13 protein-coding genes are annotated in these 16,562 nt (G+C 42.1%); 8 read left to right on the top strand and 5 right to left on the bottom strand.

Translation table 11 applies throughout. The annotated features are described in order from the left end of the window. Positions 1-668: 668 nt before the first annotated feature. On the top strand, positions 669-2,027 hold the full coding sequence (gene gntT, locus CDC37_RS22790; protein WP_096626560.1) for a guanitoxin biosynthesis MATE family efflux transporter GntT: 1,359 nt from the start codon (positions 669-671) through the stop codon (positions 2,025-2,027). Between the two features lie 267 nt (positions 2,028-2,294). Here gntT and CDC37_RS22785 read toward each other — a convergent pair whose 3' ends face one another. Continuing rightward, positions 2,295-2,690 carry a DUF3110 domain-containing protein gene (locus tag CDC37_RS22785; protein WP_096625408.1) on the bottom strand — a complete coding sequence of 132 codons (396 nt, stop codon included), beginning with the start codon at positions 2,688-2,690 and terminating at the stop codon, positions 2,295-2,297. Positions 2,691-3,019: 329 nt separating this feature from the next. On the opposite strand from CDC37_RS22785, the gene CDC37_RS22780 reads away from it, so the two are divergent. Then, positions 3,020-4,645 (top strand): alpha/beta hydrolase, encoded by a 1,626-nt coding sequence (locus tag CDC37_RS22780; RefSeq protein ID WP_096625406.1) that lies wholly within the window; start codon positions 3,020-3,022, stop codon positions 4,643-4,645. A 98-nt stretch (positions 4,646-4,743) separates the two neighbouring features. Here CDC37_RS22780 and CDC37_RS22775 read toward each other — a convergent pair whose 3' ends face one another. Continuing rightward, positions 4,744-5,736 carry a phosphate ABC transporter substrate-binding protein gene (locus CDC37_RS22775; RefSeq protein WP_096625404.1) on the bottom strand — a complete coding sequence of 331 codons (993 nt, stop codon included), beginning with the start codon at positions 5,734-5,736 and terminating at the stop codon, positions 4,744-4,746. Between the two features lie 683 nt (positions 5,737-6,419). Beyond that, positions 6,420-7,385 (bottom strand): phosphate ABC transporter substrate-binding protein, encoded by a 966-nt coding sequence (locus tag CDC37_RS22770; protein WP_096625402.1) that lies wholly within the window; start codon positions 7,383-7,385, stop codon positions 6,420-6,422. A 541-nt stretch (positions 7,386-7,926) separates the two neighbouring features. Between CDC37_RS22770 and CDC37_RS22765 the strand changes: the two genes are divergently transcribed. Beyond that, entirely contained in the window at positions 7,927-8,613 is a 687-nt protein-coding gene (locus tag CDC37_RS22765; RefSeq protein ID WP_096625400.1) for a uracil-DNA glycosylase, read from the top strand. A gap of 216 nt (positions 8,614-8,829) precedes the next feature. Here CDC37_RS22765 and CDC37_RS22760 read toward each other — a convergent pair whose 3' ends face one another. Next, entirely contained in the window at positions 8,830-10,392 is a 1,563-nt protein-coding gene (locus tag CDC37_RS22760; RefSeq protein WP_096625398.1) for an alanine/glycine:cation symporter family protein, read from the bottom strand. A 431-nt stretch (positions 10,393-10,823) separates the two neighbouring features. On the opposite strand from CDC37_RS22760, the gene CDC37_RS22755 reads away from it, so the two are divergent. From CDC37_RS22755 to CDC37_RS22740, 4 genes are all read left to right on the top strand, one after another. Beyond that, a complete protein-coding gene (locus tag CDC37_RS22755) occupies positions 10,824-11,027 on the top strand; it encodes a hypothetical protein (protein ID WP_096625396.1) in 204 nt (67 codons plus the stop codon). Between the two features lie 17 nt (positions 11,028-11,044). Beyond that, positions 11,045-11,296, top strand: a complete 252-nt coding sequence (locus CDC37_RS22750; protein WP_096626558.1) for a cytotoxic translational repressor of toxin-antitoxin stability system — start codon at positions 11,045-11,047, stop codon at positions 11,294-11,296. A 101-nt stretch (positions 11,297-11,397) separates the two neighbouring features. Further along, on the top strand, positions 11,398-12,984 hold the full coding sequence (locus CDC37_RS22745; protein ID WP_096625394.1) for a glucose-6-phosphate isomerase: 1,587 nt from the start codon (positions 11,398-11,400) through the stop codon (positions 12,982-12,984). Positions 12,985-13,759: 775 nt separating this feature from the next. Beyond that, entirely contained in the window at positions 13,760-14,203 is a 444-nt protein-coding gene (locus CDC37_RS22740; protein WP_096626556.1) for a dTDP-4-dehydrorhamnose 3,5-epimerase, read from the top strand. 41 nt (positions 14,204-14,244) lie between these two features. Here CDC37_RS22740 and CDC37_RS22735 read toward each other — a convergent pair whose 3' ends face one another. Then, positions 14,245-14,601: a DUF6464 family protein gene (locus CDC37_RS22735; protein ID WP_096625392.1), complete on the bottom strand. Its 357-nt coding sequence runs from the start codon at positions 14,599-14,601 to the stop codon at positions 14,245-14,247. A 427-nt stretch (positions 14,602-15,028) separates the two neighbouring features. On the opposite strand from CDC37_RS22735, the gene gcvT reads away from it, so the two are divergent. Continuing rightward, the gene (gene gcvT / locus CDC37_RS22725) at positions 15,029-16,165 is read left to right on the top strand and encodes a glycine cleavage system aminomethyltransferase GcvT (RefSeq protein WP_096625388.1); all 1,137 of its coding nucleotides are present in this window, start codon (positions 15,029-15,031) and stop codon (positions 16,163-16,165) included. The last annotated feature ends 397 nt before the right edge of the window (positions 16,166-16,562 follow it).

Here is a 16,562-nt window from a genome sequence, read left to right as displayed (position 1 = left end):
AACCCTACAGTCAATCCCCTACGCGAAGAAGTGCAATGACGTAACTGCGTAAGTCCTGATAAAGTAAAAATATAATTTTTAATTTGGGAGAAATCTCATTTATATGGCAATCCGGAAGCATTGGTGAGAAAACACTTAGATAAAAATCTTTAATTTGTAAGCATTATAGCCTTAATTAATTATCACGTATCATTTAGGACTGCTATATAGGACTGACGCAATTATCACAAAAATTCTGATTTTTTGTTCGTAGTCAACACTATCTTCGCTGACTTTGAAGACTAAAGTCCTCACTACGAACTTAATATCATAATAATTGCCAGGGTTTGAGATTATTTCGCAATGACGAAATAATTTTGCTTATCCGCTTAAATGAGTAAAAACAGGTAGATGACATCAAATTTGACAGTCGGTCTTAAGGGTATATTCAAAAATAAAATTCAATATTTTATGTGCGATAAACCACAATATTGATAGAAATTTAATTGATATAAATTTAGCCATGCTATCTTTATTAACGGGGTAAAATGTTGAATCTTGCTACACAATGCAAGCATTAAACTACCTATCAAAATGTAGTTGATTGCTCTATAAATTGTGGAAATTCAAACTTATTGTTCAGGTGAGTTCGGTTATTTTGATTAAATGATAATTTTTTGGGTTTACCTATGCATTTTTCCCTACCTGAAAGATACGATTTTCTCAATCGCTTTTATCGACTAGCTACTATCAATATTCTTTCGGGAATTATGGTTCCCTTAGCGGGTTTGGTTGATGTTGCGTTTTTGGGACATTTGACGGAGATTCGTCATTTAGCGGGGGTGATTCTGGCGACAATTTTGTTTGATTATCTCTATCGAGTGTTGAAATTTATACGCTCATCTACGAATGGAATGACAGCCCAGGCTATTGGTCGGGATGATTTGGATGGTGTATTGTTGATTGGTTTGCGCAGTGGTTTAATTGCGATCGCGATCGCATTTCTAATCCTTTCTCTCCAGTATCCTATTGGTCAATTGGGTTTTGCTGTTCTCAATACAACTACGGATGTGAAGGCTGCGGGCTTAACCTATTTTTACGCTCGAATTTGGGGTGCACCTGCGGTTTTGGTGAATTATGTGTTGATTGGGTGGTTTTTTGGCCAAGAGAAGAATTTTTATGTGTTGTTGATGTCATTGGTAATTAATCTCACAAATGTGGGGCTGGATTATGTGATGATTAATCTTTGGGGTTGGGAAAGTTTCGGTGCCGGAATTGCCACGATGTGCAGCCAATATTTGGGGTTAGTGGTGGGTTTAATTGCGGCTGGTTTTCTGATTAAATGGAGTAGGCTGGGGAATTGTTTGACCCAGGTGTGGAATTGGCAAGCATTGAAGGCGACTTTTGCTCTAAATGGGAATATTTTGATTCGATATTTGGCTTTTATTTCTACCTTGGCGATTTTTACAAATTTGAGTGCAGGGATGGGGACTCAGGTATTAGCGGAGAATGGTTTACTGCTGCAAATTGTCACCCTGTGTGTGTTTATTATTCAAGGGGTTGGCCATGCAACTCAAAGTTTAAGTGGAAATTTTCATGGCAAAGGTCAAGCAGGAAAGTTAATTCCCCTGTTGCTGGTAGCTACATCTGCAAGTTTATCCTTAAGTGTAAGTGTGGCGATTATCTCCATTTTATTTCCCCACCAGGTTTTTAGTCTGTTGACTAACCACCAGGAAGTCACCCAAAACCTGGCCGATTATACAACTTGGTTACTACCAGTTTTAGGATTTGCGAGTATTGCTTTTATCTTGGAAGGATACTTTATCGGGATTACAGCAGGTGCAACCCTACGCAATTCATCCCTGAGTGCGATCGCTATTGGATTTATCCCTGTTGGTGCTATTGCTTGGTACTACCACAGCAACCATATTCTCTGGTTAGCCCTAACAATCTACATGTTAACTAGTTTAATTATCCTGGGTCTACAACTACCAAAAACTTTGCAACCTCAAGCAGCACAACACCAACCAGTTATTTATTCCCGTTAATTAGACTTTGCAAAATCCCCTGGGTTTAGGGTGTATAGCTTTAGTACTCCACCACACAAACTTTGCCTAGTTCATGGTGAAAGCATTCATTTCCTTTCTCCCTCAGCATCCCCAGTTCCCCCAGTATAATGCCCTTCAAAAAGGTGCTGCTACATCGTGGTATAAACACAAATATAGAGACACAACCGATCACGTCTATGTTATGCGTGTATAGACCACATAAATGACTTAGCAACACCCTTGTGTTAGCTGTTGGTGAATCCCCGATTATAGTAAACCTTCAAGTTGACGACGGATACGATCAAGTTCTGAGTCCGAGTACTCAGTTTCCCCATCATCTGCACTAATAGATGGCTGACTAGGAGGTTGGTTAGGGTCCCAATCGGTAGTTTCGACATTGTTTTCTGGAGGTATAACAAGTGTACCATCTGCTGGTACAAATTGATAATCGAAGTTAGCAGCAGCGCAAAATTCCTTAATCTCAGCGTCATCAATCGCTTCCACTGTTGGTGTGGGAAAATCCTGTGCTTCCAGCATCATGGCAAAACGGTTTGCGTCGTCTTCCGACTCAAACATCAAAATCTGATTTTGATCTCCGACTCGAATCGAATGAATTCCTTCGTTATCCGTTCCAGGATTGAAAATTAACACAAATACACGCATGAGTGTAACATCCGCTCTTGTTGATGGAACTAAATAATATTAAAGTTTGAGCGAGGATAGGGAGGAATGTTTAGGCAACAATTCTTACTTGATTGCTTGGGGGAGCAGCAAGGGAAATAGGGAATATACTTGAACTCCTATTATAGGCTAATACAGTTCCAATATAGAATATACCAATTGTCTTGATTGTCAGGCGATCGCTTGACTTTATAAGTGATTTTGACTCAAGGTAGCGGCTACAAACCTACCCCTCCATCCACAGGATTAAGAAACAGATTGTCCCGATTTGGCATCATGATTAGGGAATCAGCAATTTTTTTGATGGAGAAATGGGGATGGGATTCATCGGCAAAAAAACTTTATATCGTCAAGCTTTATATTTGTTCATAGGTATCATGGGGGTTCTTTGTACCCCTATTCCCCCGTCCGACGCAGCAGAAACGGTAACAATCCAGTTTGGTCCATTTACCCAAACAGTGAAAATTTCGGAGATTGAACAGTACGCAAAAACGGGGAGATTATCCAATTCCCTACAGGTATTTGCACCCTTTCTCACCCCCGATGTCCGCAACCTATTAAACCAAAAAATCGATATCGACCCCCAGGTCGCGGATCGATTTATCGGTGAGATAGTAAATACCCCCCAGGGTCAACAGATTTTTGCTCGCTTAGGTCAAGCCATTCCCGGTAGTAATCGAGATACAATTCAAGGAGCGTTGAATTTGATGATTCGCCAGGTAAATGGGGCTAGTGTACTGGGATTTTTACGGGCTTATCCTGGACGAAATGTGACCGTTGATGCCTCGAAACTCCTGGAACTAGGTTTAGTTCTGAATCCGGATAACCTCAAAAGCCAAGCTTTGGGGGTATTTTTAGAACGGGATTTAGCGACAAGCGAGAGAGTTTCCTTACCAGGTAATATTAATCCCAGCAATCCTGGTAAATATCCGGTACAAGTACAAACAATTAACTTTAACCGGGGGAATCGCCAAATTATCGCCGATATCTACATCGGGGACACCCAAAGTCAACAACCCCTAGTTGTACTTTCCCACGGTTTCGGTGCTAATCGTTTATTTTTGAAATATTTAGGTGAACACCTCGCTTCCCACGGGATTACCACAGTTAGCATCGAACACCCAGGAAGTAACAGTCGTGCCGTCAACCAAGCAATAAATCGAACTAACTTAGCTAGATTAATCTCCCCTAGCGAATTTATCGACCGTCCCCAGGATATTACCAGCTTACTAGACGAATTAAGCCGACGCAATCAGCAAAATCCAACGGGGGTAAAATTTAACACCAATAACACCGTTGTCATTGGCCATTCCCTCGGTGGATATACAGCCTTAGCCCTCGCAGGGGGAGAATTAAACATTGGAGAATTGAGAAGATACTGTCAACGCAACTTAAACGCAGCAGCATCCCCTGGAGACTGGCTACAATGTGCAGGTGCATCCCTCCCAGAAAAACCGATTTCACTGCGAGACCAACGCATTCAACGCGCGATCGCTCTCAATCCGCTAGTAGGTCAATTGTTCGGTCGTCAAGGCTTATCTCAAATTAATATTCCCGTGTTAATGGTAGCCAGTACGGAAGATGCCATCACCCCTGCGGTATCCCACCAAATAAAACCCTTTTCCCAACTCCGGGGTAGCAAATATCTAATTACTGCCATCGGAGGAACCCATTTAAGCTTAAGTGATAGCAACTACCAAATCCCCGGCAGTACCCTTGTTCGCGAACGTCGTGGTCGAGAAGCCGACAGATTTCGCCAATTAATCCGGGGGGTGGGACTAGCTTTTGTCAAAGAATTAACACCGGAAGCCTCTATTTACAGGCCCTTTCTATCATCATCCTACACCCAGTCATTTTCCACCACAACTATCCCCCTGCGCTTTGGTTCTGATCTACCAAAAAGTGTCCAATCTTGGTTAGAGGTGAGTCGGGAGTAGTTTATATATACCACTTGCACCTTTTTTCCACTCCCAACTCCCCATCCCCTATTTTCTCGCGAGTCCCCCCATGTCGTTTGCACACAATGATTGTGGTTTTAAAGAGGAATAAAACCAGTCCTCTCCACAACCTGTTGTCCTTGAGGGGAACGGGAAAATTCAATAAATTCCTTGGTTACAGGACTAACTTTCGGTTTCACCACTAGGTACACAGGACGACTAATCGGGTAGGAACCATTTTTAATCGTGTTTCTATCGGTCGGGACAATACCATTAATGGGAACAACACGCACAGTTGTCTGATTTTCAATCTGGGAAACCGTACTGTAGGTAATACCATTATCCCCCAAAGCCCTCAGTAAGGGGGTAGTTTCGTCTTTTTGAACGGTTGTAAAATTGGCGTTATTAGCTCCAAAGGACTCACCTAGAAGGACTACTTCCTGGAAAAAAGTATGGGTTCCGCTATCGAGGGAACGATTAATTACCTTGATGGGTGCATTAGGTCCTCCCACCTCTGACCAATTGGTAATTTTGCCTTGGAAAATCCCCTTTAACTGCTCCATTGTCAATCCCCCTTTATAGGGATTGTTTTTACCAACTGCGATCGCTAAGGCATCTCTGGCAATGGGTATTCCCACTAATCCAGCTTGAATTTCACTCGGATTCAGGGGACGGGAGGATGCGGCCAAAACCACTTTACCATTTATCAGGTTTTGAATCCCGGCATTGGTTCCATTGGGTTTGCCATCGGGTACACCGTAAACACTAGGAATTGCAGGATTAACTAAAGCATAGGCTTGCTGTAGTTGCTTAATAGTAGCTACCATCGTCACACTCCCATCCATTGTTAATACCTGGGGATTGGGAAGACTTACATCTAATGGTGGTATTTGGGTGGAAGTTTGATTTTGGGATACATTACCACCTGGAGTTGCTGGGGATTCCGGATTGGTGGGGGAAGGGGGTTGATTGACTTGATTGCTGTTAAAACCGGGTATTTTATCTTTGAAAAACCATCCTGCGGCTAAAATTGCACCAGTAATAATCAGCGTTAAAGTCAGGGTGAGGGTTTCTTTGTTTTTATTACTCATATAATACAAGATAATCTCAAAACCTGAAAAGAGAATTTTGTCTGACTAGGGTTAAGCTGAGGTAAAGTCAAAAAGTTAATTAATTTAATTTATTTAACGTGAGTTCGATGAGTTATGAAGCCTGAAACTCTTGTCCAGTATCATTCGTAGGAAATAGAAGTTTTTAAAAACCTCCTAATATTGAGAATAAAATCATTAAACCTGGAATCAGTCAGTTATTGAGTTTGTTCTCAACTAATGGATGAGGTTACTTTAAACCTTAACTTTCAAAATCATTGATTCACAGGGATTGTAGCCTTTATAATCCGTCGAATTCACGTTTATTTACATATATTCAAACTTAGTTTTTGAAAATATATCTAGTATCAAAAGGCAGAAGTAGGAATGCAGGAGACAAAATGCTCAAAATATTAATTATGTAGCTTTTCCCCTCAAATTAATGGTTGGTTTATTTACGCTGTACTGTATTAGTAGGTCAAGACAAAAGCCAAAGTCAAGCTGATGTTCTAGAGTTTTCTGCCATTTCAAATGGTAGCTCCTCCCACCTCTGAACAGTTAGTGATTTTGCCTTGGAAAATTCCCCTTGGTAGGGATTATTCACACCGACTGCAACTGCGATCGCATCTCTAGCGGACTTTATATTTTTCTCCCTACTCTCCTAGAGACGACCCGTCGGGTCGTCTCTACTGCAACGGTACGAAACCGACCCTTGCAACGACTTCCTGTCCCCTGGGTGATAGAGCAAAATCGATGAAATTTTTGGTTGCAGGACTAACTTTGGGTTTGACAACTAGGTAAACAGGACGACTAATGGGGTAGGAACCGTTTTTAATCGAATTTCTGTCTGTAGGTAAAAAGCCGTTAATTGGTAATATCCGCACTGTTTTTTGGCCCTCAATTTGGGAAACCGTGCTATAGGTAATTCCATTATCACCTAAAGCTCTCAGTAGTGGCGTAGTTTCATCCTTTTCTGCCGTTGTATAATTAGGCAAATTAGTAGGGAAAGCTTCTCCTAAAAGAACAACTTCTCGAAAAAAGCTTTGGGTTCCACTATCGGGAGAACGATTAATTACTCGAATGGGTGCATTTGGTCCACCTACCTCTGACCAGTTAGTGATTTTGCCTTGGAAAATTCCCCTTAATTGCTCCATTGTCAATCCCCCTTGGTAGGGATTATTCACACCGACTGCAACTGCGATCGCATCTCTAGCAATGGGAATTGCCACCAATCCCGCTTGAATTTCCTCCGGTTTCAGGGGACGAGAAGAAGCCGCGATCGCAACTTTATCATTCAATAAGTTTTTAATTCCAGCATTTGTACCATTCGGCTGACCATCAGGAATTCCGTAAATTGTGGGGAGTGCAGGATTAGCAAGGGAATAGGCTAATTGTAATTGTTTAATAATTGCCACCATTGTCACACTCCCATCCATTGTCAATACCTGGGGATTGGGTAAACTAGTATCCAATTTTGGTATTTGACCAGGGATCACATTTTGGGATAAATTTTGATTAGGGGCAGGATTGACGGATACTTGTTCACTACCAGGTAAAATTTTGTCTCGCAATGACCATATACCAGCTAAAATACCCCCAGTAATTACCAAAGCAAGGGTCAGAATCAAAGTTTCTCTATTTTTGTTTGCCATGTTGAAAATTACTAAATATTACTTATATAGTGACAATAAATTTATTTAATTTTAGATTTTGGATTGGGGATTTTGGATTGAATCCATAACCTCTAACCCAACCATAGATATGCTGGCTGACTTCAGGAAATATTAGTCAGTGTAAATACCCAGAAGCTAGCAGAGTAAGTAGGTAGGCGCAATTAAACATAAAACCGCAACGTAACCGAAAATTCGGCGTAGAGACAACCCGACGGGTCGTCTCTACTCCCTCAAAAACATCCTATATCTTGAATTTTAGCCCCATGCTTAAATCTCAAAAATATGACTAGGAATATATTCAGTAAGAGCAAGATACACCTTTCTCTATTTTAAAGCATGATAATGGCTAGGTTTTATGCAAATAACTATGAAAAATATTTCCTAGTTTGCCAACTCAGAAGTATATTGGATCATCTTAAGTATGAATATCAAAGTCAAAAGAAACAATAATTAACGAATTAATGCACAATAATTAAATGTATCCAGAAATAAATAAAGGTGCTTCCACCACAGGTCTGTCATGAGTAGCGAAAATCAATTACCATTATTTGAACTTGGGGAAATCGAACTCAACCAACCTTCCAAAAACCTTATTCCCACGGATGGAAAACTCCCCATACCCCCAGGAACCTATGACAACCTGAGTGAATTAAGTCAGCACTGTCGTGACTGTCAACGCTGTCAATTAGCTCAAACTCGTCAACATGTGGTAATTTCTCGCGGGAACCCGAACGCAAAAATCATGATTATTGGTGAAGCACCAGGACAAAACGAGGATGAAACTGGTTTACCCTTTGTCGGACGTGCAGGACAATTATTAGACAAAATCCTGGATTCGGTCAAATTCAACCGTGAAGAAGATATTTATATTTGCAATATTATCAAATGTCGTCCCCCTAACAATCGCGTTCCCACCCCGGAAGAAATTAATGCCTGTCGTCCCTACCTCTTAGAACAGATTCGCCTTGTCAATCCCCAAATAATCCTATTTGCAGGAGCAACCGCAGTCCGGGGATTAACAGGAGACAAGCGCGGTATTACAAAAATTCGCGGTACTTGGATGGAATGGGAAGGACGTTTGTGTATGGCAATTTTCCACCCATCCTACCTACTACGCAATCCCAGTCGAGAAAAAGGCACACCAAAATGGTTAATGTGGCAAGATATCCAGGAAATTCGCCGCAAATACGATGAATTATGCACTTAAGAAGCTAGTATTCCATCACATTAATTTTGATGGGTGAGGAAAGGTTCGTAGTAGCGTTAGTCTAAGACAACCCTGCGGGTATAGGGTTTTATATTAAAACTTTTTCGACATTAGAGCCACAACTACGAACCCCTCATAACTTATGGGATAGACCACCACTACTTCCCTACAGATGACCCGGTGGGTCATCTCTCCCTACTGAACTCTATTTTCTGCTTACAATCCAGAAGTGATTTTCTGGTCTTTTTGGCGGATATAGGCTTGGTAATCTTGTAAATCGGCAGCGACTTTATTTGAGAGGAGATAGCATCCTAATAAATTGGGGAAAGCCATCGCGAGGAAAGTAGCATCCGTAAAGTCAATTACCGATGTGGGATTAGAGATAGAACCAATTACACAGGTAATAACAAATAACACCCGATAAACAATAATGCTACTGGTTCCAAATAAATAATCCCAGGCTTTTTCTCCATAGTAACTCCAGGAAATCATGGTGGAGTAGGCAAATAGAAATACAGAAATTGCTAAAACTGTGGGGAACCAGCTAAGAACTGTACCAAAAGCAGCACCAGTTAGGGAAGCTCCTTGTTTATCGGCAATAAATTGAGTTAATTGGCTAGCAAGTTCGGGGTTAGTAGCTTGAAAATTAGCTGGGTCGTACACTCCCGTAATCACAATTACCAAAGCTGTCATGTTACAGATGACAATGGTGTCAATGAAGGGTTCTAGTAAAGCAACCAAACCTTCCTTAATGGGTTTATCAGTCCGAGCAGCAGAGTGAGCGATCGCAGCTGAACCAATTCCAGCTTCATTGGAAAAGGTAGAGCGTCGGAAACCCTGAACAATTACAGCAATTATCCCACCAGTAATCGCCGCACGTGGTGTAAAAGCTTCAGTGATAATCGTTCCAATGGCGGAGGGAATGCGGGTAAAGTTGACCAGCAAAATCCACAGGGCGGCAATTACGTAAATAATACACATAATTGGAACCAGTTTGTCGGCCACATTACCAATTCTTCTAATGCCACCAATAATTACCACTCCCACCAATACTGCTAAAATCACTCCGTATAACCAAGCAGGTAAAAAGGGAAATACCTGTTTTACTGCACCATAGGATTGGTTTGCTTGGAATAAATTTGCACCCCCATAGGCTCCAAAAATACAAAATAATGCAAAAATACCCGCAAGGACTTTTCCTAAAGGCTCTAAACCAATTTCCCGTAATCCCCGCGATAAATAATACATCGCCCCACCCGCAACACTACCGTCGGGACGAACCACACGGTATTTTTGACCAAGGGTACATTCCACAAATTTACTCGTCATCCCCAGAAATCCACCGATGGTCATCCAAAAAGTGGCACCGGGTCCACCTAACATAATCGCTACTGCTACACCAGCAATATTACCTAAGCCAACAGTTGCCGACAAAGCTGCTGCTAGGGCTTGAAAGTGGGTGAGTTCCCCTGCTGCTCCCTCCGTATCATGTTTACCCTGGACAATTTCCACCGCATGTTTGAACATGCGAATATTGACAAACCCCATGCGGATTGTAAAAAAAAGTGCTGCAACAATTAACCACAGCACAATTAGAGGAGAGCCAAGCATTTCAAAAAACAATACCGAGAAAATAGCTTTGGCAACCTGAGCAAATAATTTATCAATAGTTGTAATCAGGTTATTTCCCGTCGCACCGTCAGTTGCAAAGGCAACACTAGGAACCAAAGACAATAAAATTGCAAATATCCAAACCTGTCGATGAGAAACTTTTGTCATCTGTATTTTTCCTAACCTCACTGTGAAAATAGGGAATTCTCCTGGATTTCTCGCGACTCCTCCCTACACCCCCAGGGTTTGTGAGGTTTGTGAGAAATACAGGTTTTGTATCATTGGACATCAATATCTCAGTAAATCCATTAATCGTAAGCGGGATTTCGGATGATGTCGATAATTAATTCACTAGATATTACCGAAAAAACGCAGTCTTGACGATATGGAAGTTTACCAAGTGTGAGGATACAAGAGACAGGATATTTGGCGTTGCTGAATACAAACTATGTATGAATTTAATATTTGGCGTTGTGTAGAGACGTAGTGATGCTACGTCTCTACTGCTGTATTCCGTCTCCGACCCATCTCGATCAACAAAATGTAATATAAGGCAGTGATTATGGGCAAACTAGAAATGTTGTCCAGCAATAATGGTGATGAGCAAAGAACAGAAATTATTCAGAACCAAGGTACATCGATTAGTAGATCGATTTAACGATGAGGAATTGACAGGTGTGTGGGAAACAATGTGGGGGTTGTATTGCGATCGCATGATGTTAAAGGCGATTCAAGCAGCAAAAAACCATCAACAACCTTGGGATGTACTTACCCACGAAGAAGCTGTGCGCTTCTTGGGATAGTAGGAGGTGTGGTGAATATCGAAGTTCGTTATGCCAAATCTTTTTTAAACGACCTCAAGCGTATCAAGACCCCTGCGTACTCCCTAATTTATAACTTTGTCTTTGTGGATTTTCCTGCTAAAGGTACCATGCACTCCTTACCACAGGTGCGACAAATCGACCAAGAGGGTGTTTTTTACCGGTTTAGGTTAGATAATTACATAATTGGTATCGAACTACGCGGCGAAATTGTTAAATTCATGCGTGTGATACCAATGCCAGATGTTTAGAACGAGCAGATACCTTTAGACTTAAAACTGTATAAGACTGACAGGGAATAGCTTGGGCATTACCTTAAACTTGTTGTTGAAAATTTATTTGAGATTTCCCTATGGACGCGACCGCACTTTGGCAGCGATACCAGGAATGGTTATATTTCCACGAAGGATTAGGTTTTTATCTCGATGTAAGTCGGATGCGATTTGATGACGCGTTCGTGGATGCGTTGCAACCGAAATTCGCCAAGGCTTTTGCTGATATGGCTGAGTTGGAAAAGGGAGCGATCGCAAACCCGGATGAAAACCGGATGGTGGGTCACTATTGGTTGCGTAACCCTGATTTAGCCCCAACTCCGGAACTCACCCAAGAAATTGTTGCTACTGTGGAACAAATCGAAGAATTCGTGGAAAAGGTTCACACCGGCGCAATTCACCCCCCCAAAGCCCCTCGCTACACCGATATTATCTCTATCGGTATTGGTGGTTCCGCTCTCGGACCCCAATTTGTTGCCGAAGCTTTGGCTCCCGACTTTCCCCCCTTAGCTATTCATTTTATCGATAATACCGACCCAGCCGGTATTGATCGCGTACTCACCCAGTTGCGCAATAAACTTTCCAGTACTTTAGTCCTAGTTATTTCCAAATCCGGTGGCACACCCGAACCCCGCAATGGCATGTTTGAGGTGAAAACAGCCTACGCACGGCAAAATCTCGACTTCGCTAATTATGCGATCGCGATCACCATGCCCGGTAGTAAACTGGATGAACAAGCTAAAGCCGAAAAATGGTTAATGCGTTTCCCCATGTACGATTGGGTAGGTGGACGCACCTCGGAACTTTCCACTGTCGGTCTAGTTCCCGCAGCCTTGCAAGGTATCGATATCAAAGCCATGCTCGAAGGTGCGAAGGAAATGGATGACGCAACCCGTGTCCCCGACCTCAAGCAAAATCCCGCAGCTTTGTTGGCCCTTTCCTGGTACTATGCTGGTAATGGTAAGGGCGAAAAAGATATGGTTGTCCTCCCCTATAAGGATAGTCTGCTCCTATTTAGCCGCTACTTGCAACAGCTGGTAATGGAATCCCTCGGCAAGGAAAAAGACCTAGAGGGAAATACGGTTCACCAAGGTATTGCAGTTTACGGTAACAAAGGCTCTACCGACCAACACGCCTATGTGCAACAATTACGGGAGGGTGTTCCCAATTTCTTCGCCACATTTATCGAAGTCCTCGAAGACCGTCAGGGTCCATCTCCAGAAATTGAACCAGGTATTACGGCTGGTGATTATCTATCCGGATTTTTACAAGGAACCCGCCAAGCCCTCTACGAAAATCATCGCGACTCAATTACCGTTACCATCCCCCAAGTGAATCCCCGCACCGTCGGCGCATTAATCGCTTTATATGACCGTGCTGTCGGTTTATACGCTTCCCTGGTTAATATTAACGCCTACCACCAACCCGGTGTGGAAGCAGGCAAAAAAGCCGCAGCCAGTATTTTAGAACTGCAAACCCAGGTAGTTACAGCCCTGAAAACCGCCAGTTCTCCCCTAACTATTGCCGAACTCGCTGACAAAGCCGGTGCATCCACCCAAATTGAATCGGTTTACATGATTATTCGCCACCTCCACGCCAACCAACGGGGTGTGATTCTAGAAGGTAATTTGGGACAACTCAGCAGTTTGAAGGTGTCTCTGAAGTAATATTTGTTATCTCATTATCATGTTTTGTGCGTTTTTGTTGCATTAGCAACATTTTTTTACGGCTAAACGTCTAAGATAGAGTAAAGTTACTTATTCAAAGGGCGTTTAGCTTTTTCTATGGATCGAACTAAATGCAGTTGAAAATACTTACAACTAAATCCTCACCTTTTTAAGAACCGTAGTTCTTAGTCGCAATTTTGCATTTATATCATCTCGTTACCTAGACAATGCTGAAATCAGAAAATTTTGTGATTTTCAATTTGCAACTTTTACTTGATTGCCATTGTCGGATAGCAAGCAGTGGTATTGAAAATCATCGGAAAATGTGATGATTTGATTGCTGGAATAGTTAACCTGCATTTCTCACGAGTTAACGTTAAGCGTTGAGTAGTGGCTTAGTTTTCTTTCTATTTTCTGTTCCCTACTCCCTACAAGTTTTAGGAGTTTGTGAGAAGTCCGAGTTAAAATAGTGGTAATTGATACTTTGCAAATATTTTCCCAGAATTTTGGTTTTGCGAGGGATTATCCATAAGCCGGAAACACAAAACTAAATATTATCAAAAATTGCAGACTTCGAGAAAAAGACAAATAAATATCACCGACAATCCCACGTAAATTTTGCTAAAACTAGAAATAAATATAAACCTTGTGTAGGTTGAGATATGGAGTTGTGGGTCAGTCAAACAACCTGAGAAATACTGACTCCCTATTACCTCCTCCCTACTCCCCATATGCTCCCCTATTAATCAATCATAAAAACAGGAATAATACAAAAATGAACACACCAACAAAAGCACGGACTGTCCAAGTTCGTTACTTAGAGTCAATTAAAGGGGGAATGGCTCACTTCTTCACACCCCAAGCGAGCCATGAAACCATGCTAGTGCAGATACCTGCAAATACCATCGATGACCTATTCGTCCACAAAACCCATACCGACCAATTACTGGTAGTCAAAGGCGAATTTGTCATTGTCACATTAGTTAATAAACAATACCAATATATTCCCCTCACCGAAAAGAGACCAGCTGTCGTCATCATACCTCCTGGGGTTCTCCACGGTGCGATTAACTTCAGAGATGAACCAGCTGTCGTCGTCAACGCAGTACTACGTCATCGTCCACCCCATCCAATGGATTATGTCACCCGTGGGAGACCTTTCCCCTACGACTTAGAAGCCGCAAAACAAGCCTTAGAGCAACTAAAAGTGAGCATTTGATGAGAAATTGGGTTTCTGAGAGAAACCCGACTTCTGGTATCTTACTGACTAAGCTCAGTTATACGGGGTTGATAACAGCGACAACCTTCGCAGGGTCCATTAGGGTTAACAGCGCAGCGAATGTAACCAGAACGGGCATTATATTCACAGGTAATATCACCGATAAGGTAGCCGACACCTTCTAGATAATAGCGATCGCCATCGAGACGATGGAGGGTGGGTGCTAATTCGGAGGAATTATGGCGTAAACGAGAATTATTTGGAAACGTACTGGCAATTCGTCGCATTCGGTTGCGCATTCGCATCTGGGATTTACGAATTGCCAAAATCGAAAATAATGGTGGTATTAATCCAACAACCAGAACCAAGAGTGTTTTAAATGGAAACACCTTCTCCATACCTCTTTGCGCGATACTGTGTTTTCACTATTTAGTTTTTGGGTTTTAGTCAGCCTTGTACTCAGCATAGCGGTTACAAGGGAAAGATGGGAGAAGGTTCAATATTTAGAAATATTTCTCAGGTCTAGTAAGCTGTTCCACATTTAGTTTGTATACTAAATGCAGACAAAATGTCACAAAAGCTGGAAATTTTGGCTTAATACCATGAATGCTGCACACCAGCTTATTTCTCCGGTGGAGTTTCTCACAAAAAAATTGCTCATTAGTTGGGAGTGGGGAGTAGGGAGTAGCGGTAAAATTAATCCACAATCTTCCATAGACGCATTTAGTGCGGGTTCCCGTAGGGTAATCCAAAATATAAAATTAAGCGAGAACCTGATTGTGGAATACTAGGATATAAAGTGACCTACGTATATTTCAATTACCTGTGACCCAGCAATCAGAATCAACCGAAATCCTCAGTCGTACTCCCTTATATCCACTCATCCAGCAATCAAAAGCCAGATTTACCAGCTTTGGTGGTTGGGATATGCCAGTACAATTTAGTGGCATTACGGCAGAACATGAAGCGGTGAGAAATGCCGTTGGGATGTTTGACATTTCCCATATGGGTAAGTTTATCCTGTCAGGGAAGAATTTAATCGCCTGTTTACAGCAACTGGTTCCTTCCGATTTAAACCGTTTGCAACCAGGTGAAGCACAGTATACGGTTCTCCTGAACCCGGAAGCAGGAATTATTGATGATGTGATTTTTTACCATCAGGGGGAAAGCTCCAACGGTCAACAACGGGGGATAATGATTGTCAACGCCGCAACAACTAACAAAGACAAACAATGGTTATTGCAGCACCTAGGTAGAGATGGAGTTGAATTGACGGATGTTTCTCCCGACAAGGTTCTCATTGCGGTCCAAGGTCAAAAAGCCTTAGCTGCATTACAACCCTGGGTAGGGGATGAACTTACTCCCATCAAAGCCTTTGGACATCTAGAAACTACTGTCCTGAATCAACCTGGATTTATAGCTCGGACTGGATATACAGGGGAAGACGGATTTGAAATTATGGTTGACCCAGAAACCGGGTTAGAATTGTGGCAAAAATTGCTGGATGGGGGTGTGATTCCCTGTGGGTTAGGAGCAAGGGATACCCTGCGTTTAGAAGCAGCAATGGCTTTATATGGTCAGGATATTGATGATACTACCTCACCATTAGAAGCAGGTTTAGGTTGGTTAGTTCACCTTGACAGTAAAGGGGAATTTATTGGTCGTGGGATTTTGGAAGCACAAAAACAACATGGTGTCAAAAAAAGGCTGGTGGGTTTACAGATGCAAGGTAGAAATATCGCCCGTCATGGCTATCCTGTCTTGAATAACGGCGAACAAGTAGGAGAAATCACCAGTGGAACCCTCTCACCTACATTAGGGTATCCCATTGCCCTAGCCTACGTCAAAGCCGAATTAGGGAAACTAGGACAAGAATTAACAGTCGAAATTCGTGGTAAAACCTATCCAGCGATTGTAGTCAAAAAACCATTTTACCGCTCGCGATCGCGCACTACTTCCTAAGAGGTTGTTTAAACAGTCATTTTTAATACTTGAGTTATCATTTTTGGGAATTGGGAGTAGAGACGAACCGTCGGGTCGTCTCTACGCCGAATGAACGGTTGCATTGCAGTTTTATGTTTAATTGCACCTACACAAATAGGAAATAGTCAACAGTAATAAGAAATCACTTCACAGTTATGATTGCGACAAACTTCCTCTCGGATAAAGCTGCACCAAAATTGTAGACACCTAGCGGCTTGTCCAATTACTATCTTCTTGGTTCAGCAACCGTAAAACCCTTATTCCCCACGACCGAATAAATCCTGTCTCCTGTATCCTGTATCCTGTCTCCCGTATTCTGCTGTATATTGCATATTGCTGATTAATTTTGTAATTTTTGCGCTGCTTGGTGATTAAA

This window comes from Calothrix sp. NIES-3974, from assembly GCF_002368395.1.
GTDB lineage: Bacteria > Cyanobacteriota > Cyanobacteriia > Cyanobacteriales > Nostocaceae > NIES-3974.
This window is presented reverse-complemented; position numbering and strand designations above follow the sequence as displayed.

What these genes read in the sequence shown, in the direction of transcription:
- gntT (WP_096626560.1), top strand. Translation starts at nt 669, where the DNA reads ATGCATTTTTCCCTACCTGAAAGATACGATTTTCTCAATCGCTTTTAT.
- CDC37_RS22785 (WP_096625408.1), bottom strand. Translation starts at nt 2,690, where the DNA reads ATGCGTGTATTTGTGTTAATTTTCAATCCTGGAACGGATAACGAAGGA.
- CDC37_RS22780 (WP_096625406.1), top strand. Translation starts at nt 3,020, where the DNA reads ATGGGGATGGGATTCATCGGCAAAAAAACTTTATATCGTCAAGCTTTA.
- CDC37_RS22775 (WP_096625404.1), bottom strand. Translation starts at nt 5,736, where the DNA reads ATGAGTAATAAAAACAAAGAAACCCTCACCCTGACTTTAACGCTGATT.
- CDC37_RS22770 (WP_096625402.1), bottom strand. Translation starts at nt 7,385, where the DNA reads ATGGCAAACAAAAATAGAGAAACTTTGATTCTGACCCTTGCTTTGGTA.
- CDC37_RS22765 (WP_096625400.1), top strand. Translation starts at nt 7,927, where the DNA reads ATGAGTAGCGAAAATCAATTACCATTATTTGAACTTGGGGAAATCGAA.
- CDC37_RS22760 (WP_096625398.1), bottom strand. Translation starts at nt 10,392, where the DNA reads ATGACAAAAGTTTCTCATCGACAGGTTTGGATATTTGCAATTTTATTG.
- CDC37_RS22755 (WP_096625396.1), top strand. Translation starts at nt 10,824, where the DNA reads ATGAGCAAAGAACAGAAATTATTCAGAACCAAGGTACATCGATTAGTA.
- CDC37_RS22745 (WP_096625394.1), top strand. Translation starts at nt 11,398, where the DNA reads ATGGACGCGACCGCACTTTGGCAGCGATACCAGGAATGGTTATATTTC.
- CDC37_RS22740 (WP_096626556.1), top strand. Translation starts at nt 13,760, where the DNA reads ATGAACACACCAACAAAAGCACGGACTGTCCAAGTTCGTTACTTAGAG.
- CDC37_RS22735 (WP_096625392.1), bottom strand. Translation starts at nt 14,601, where the DNA reads ATGGAGAAGGTGTTTCCATTTAAAACACTCTTGGTTCTGGTTGTTGGA.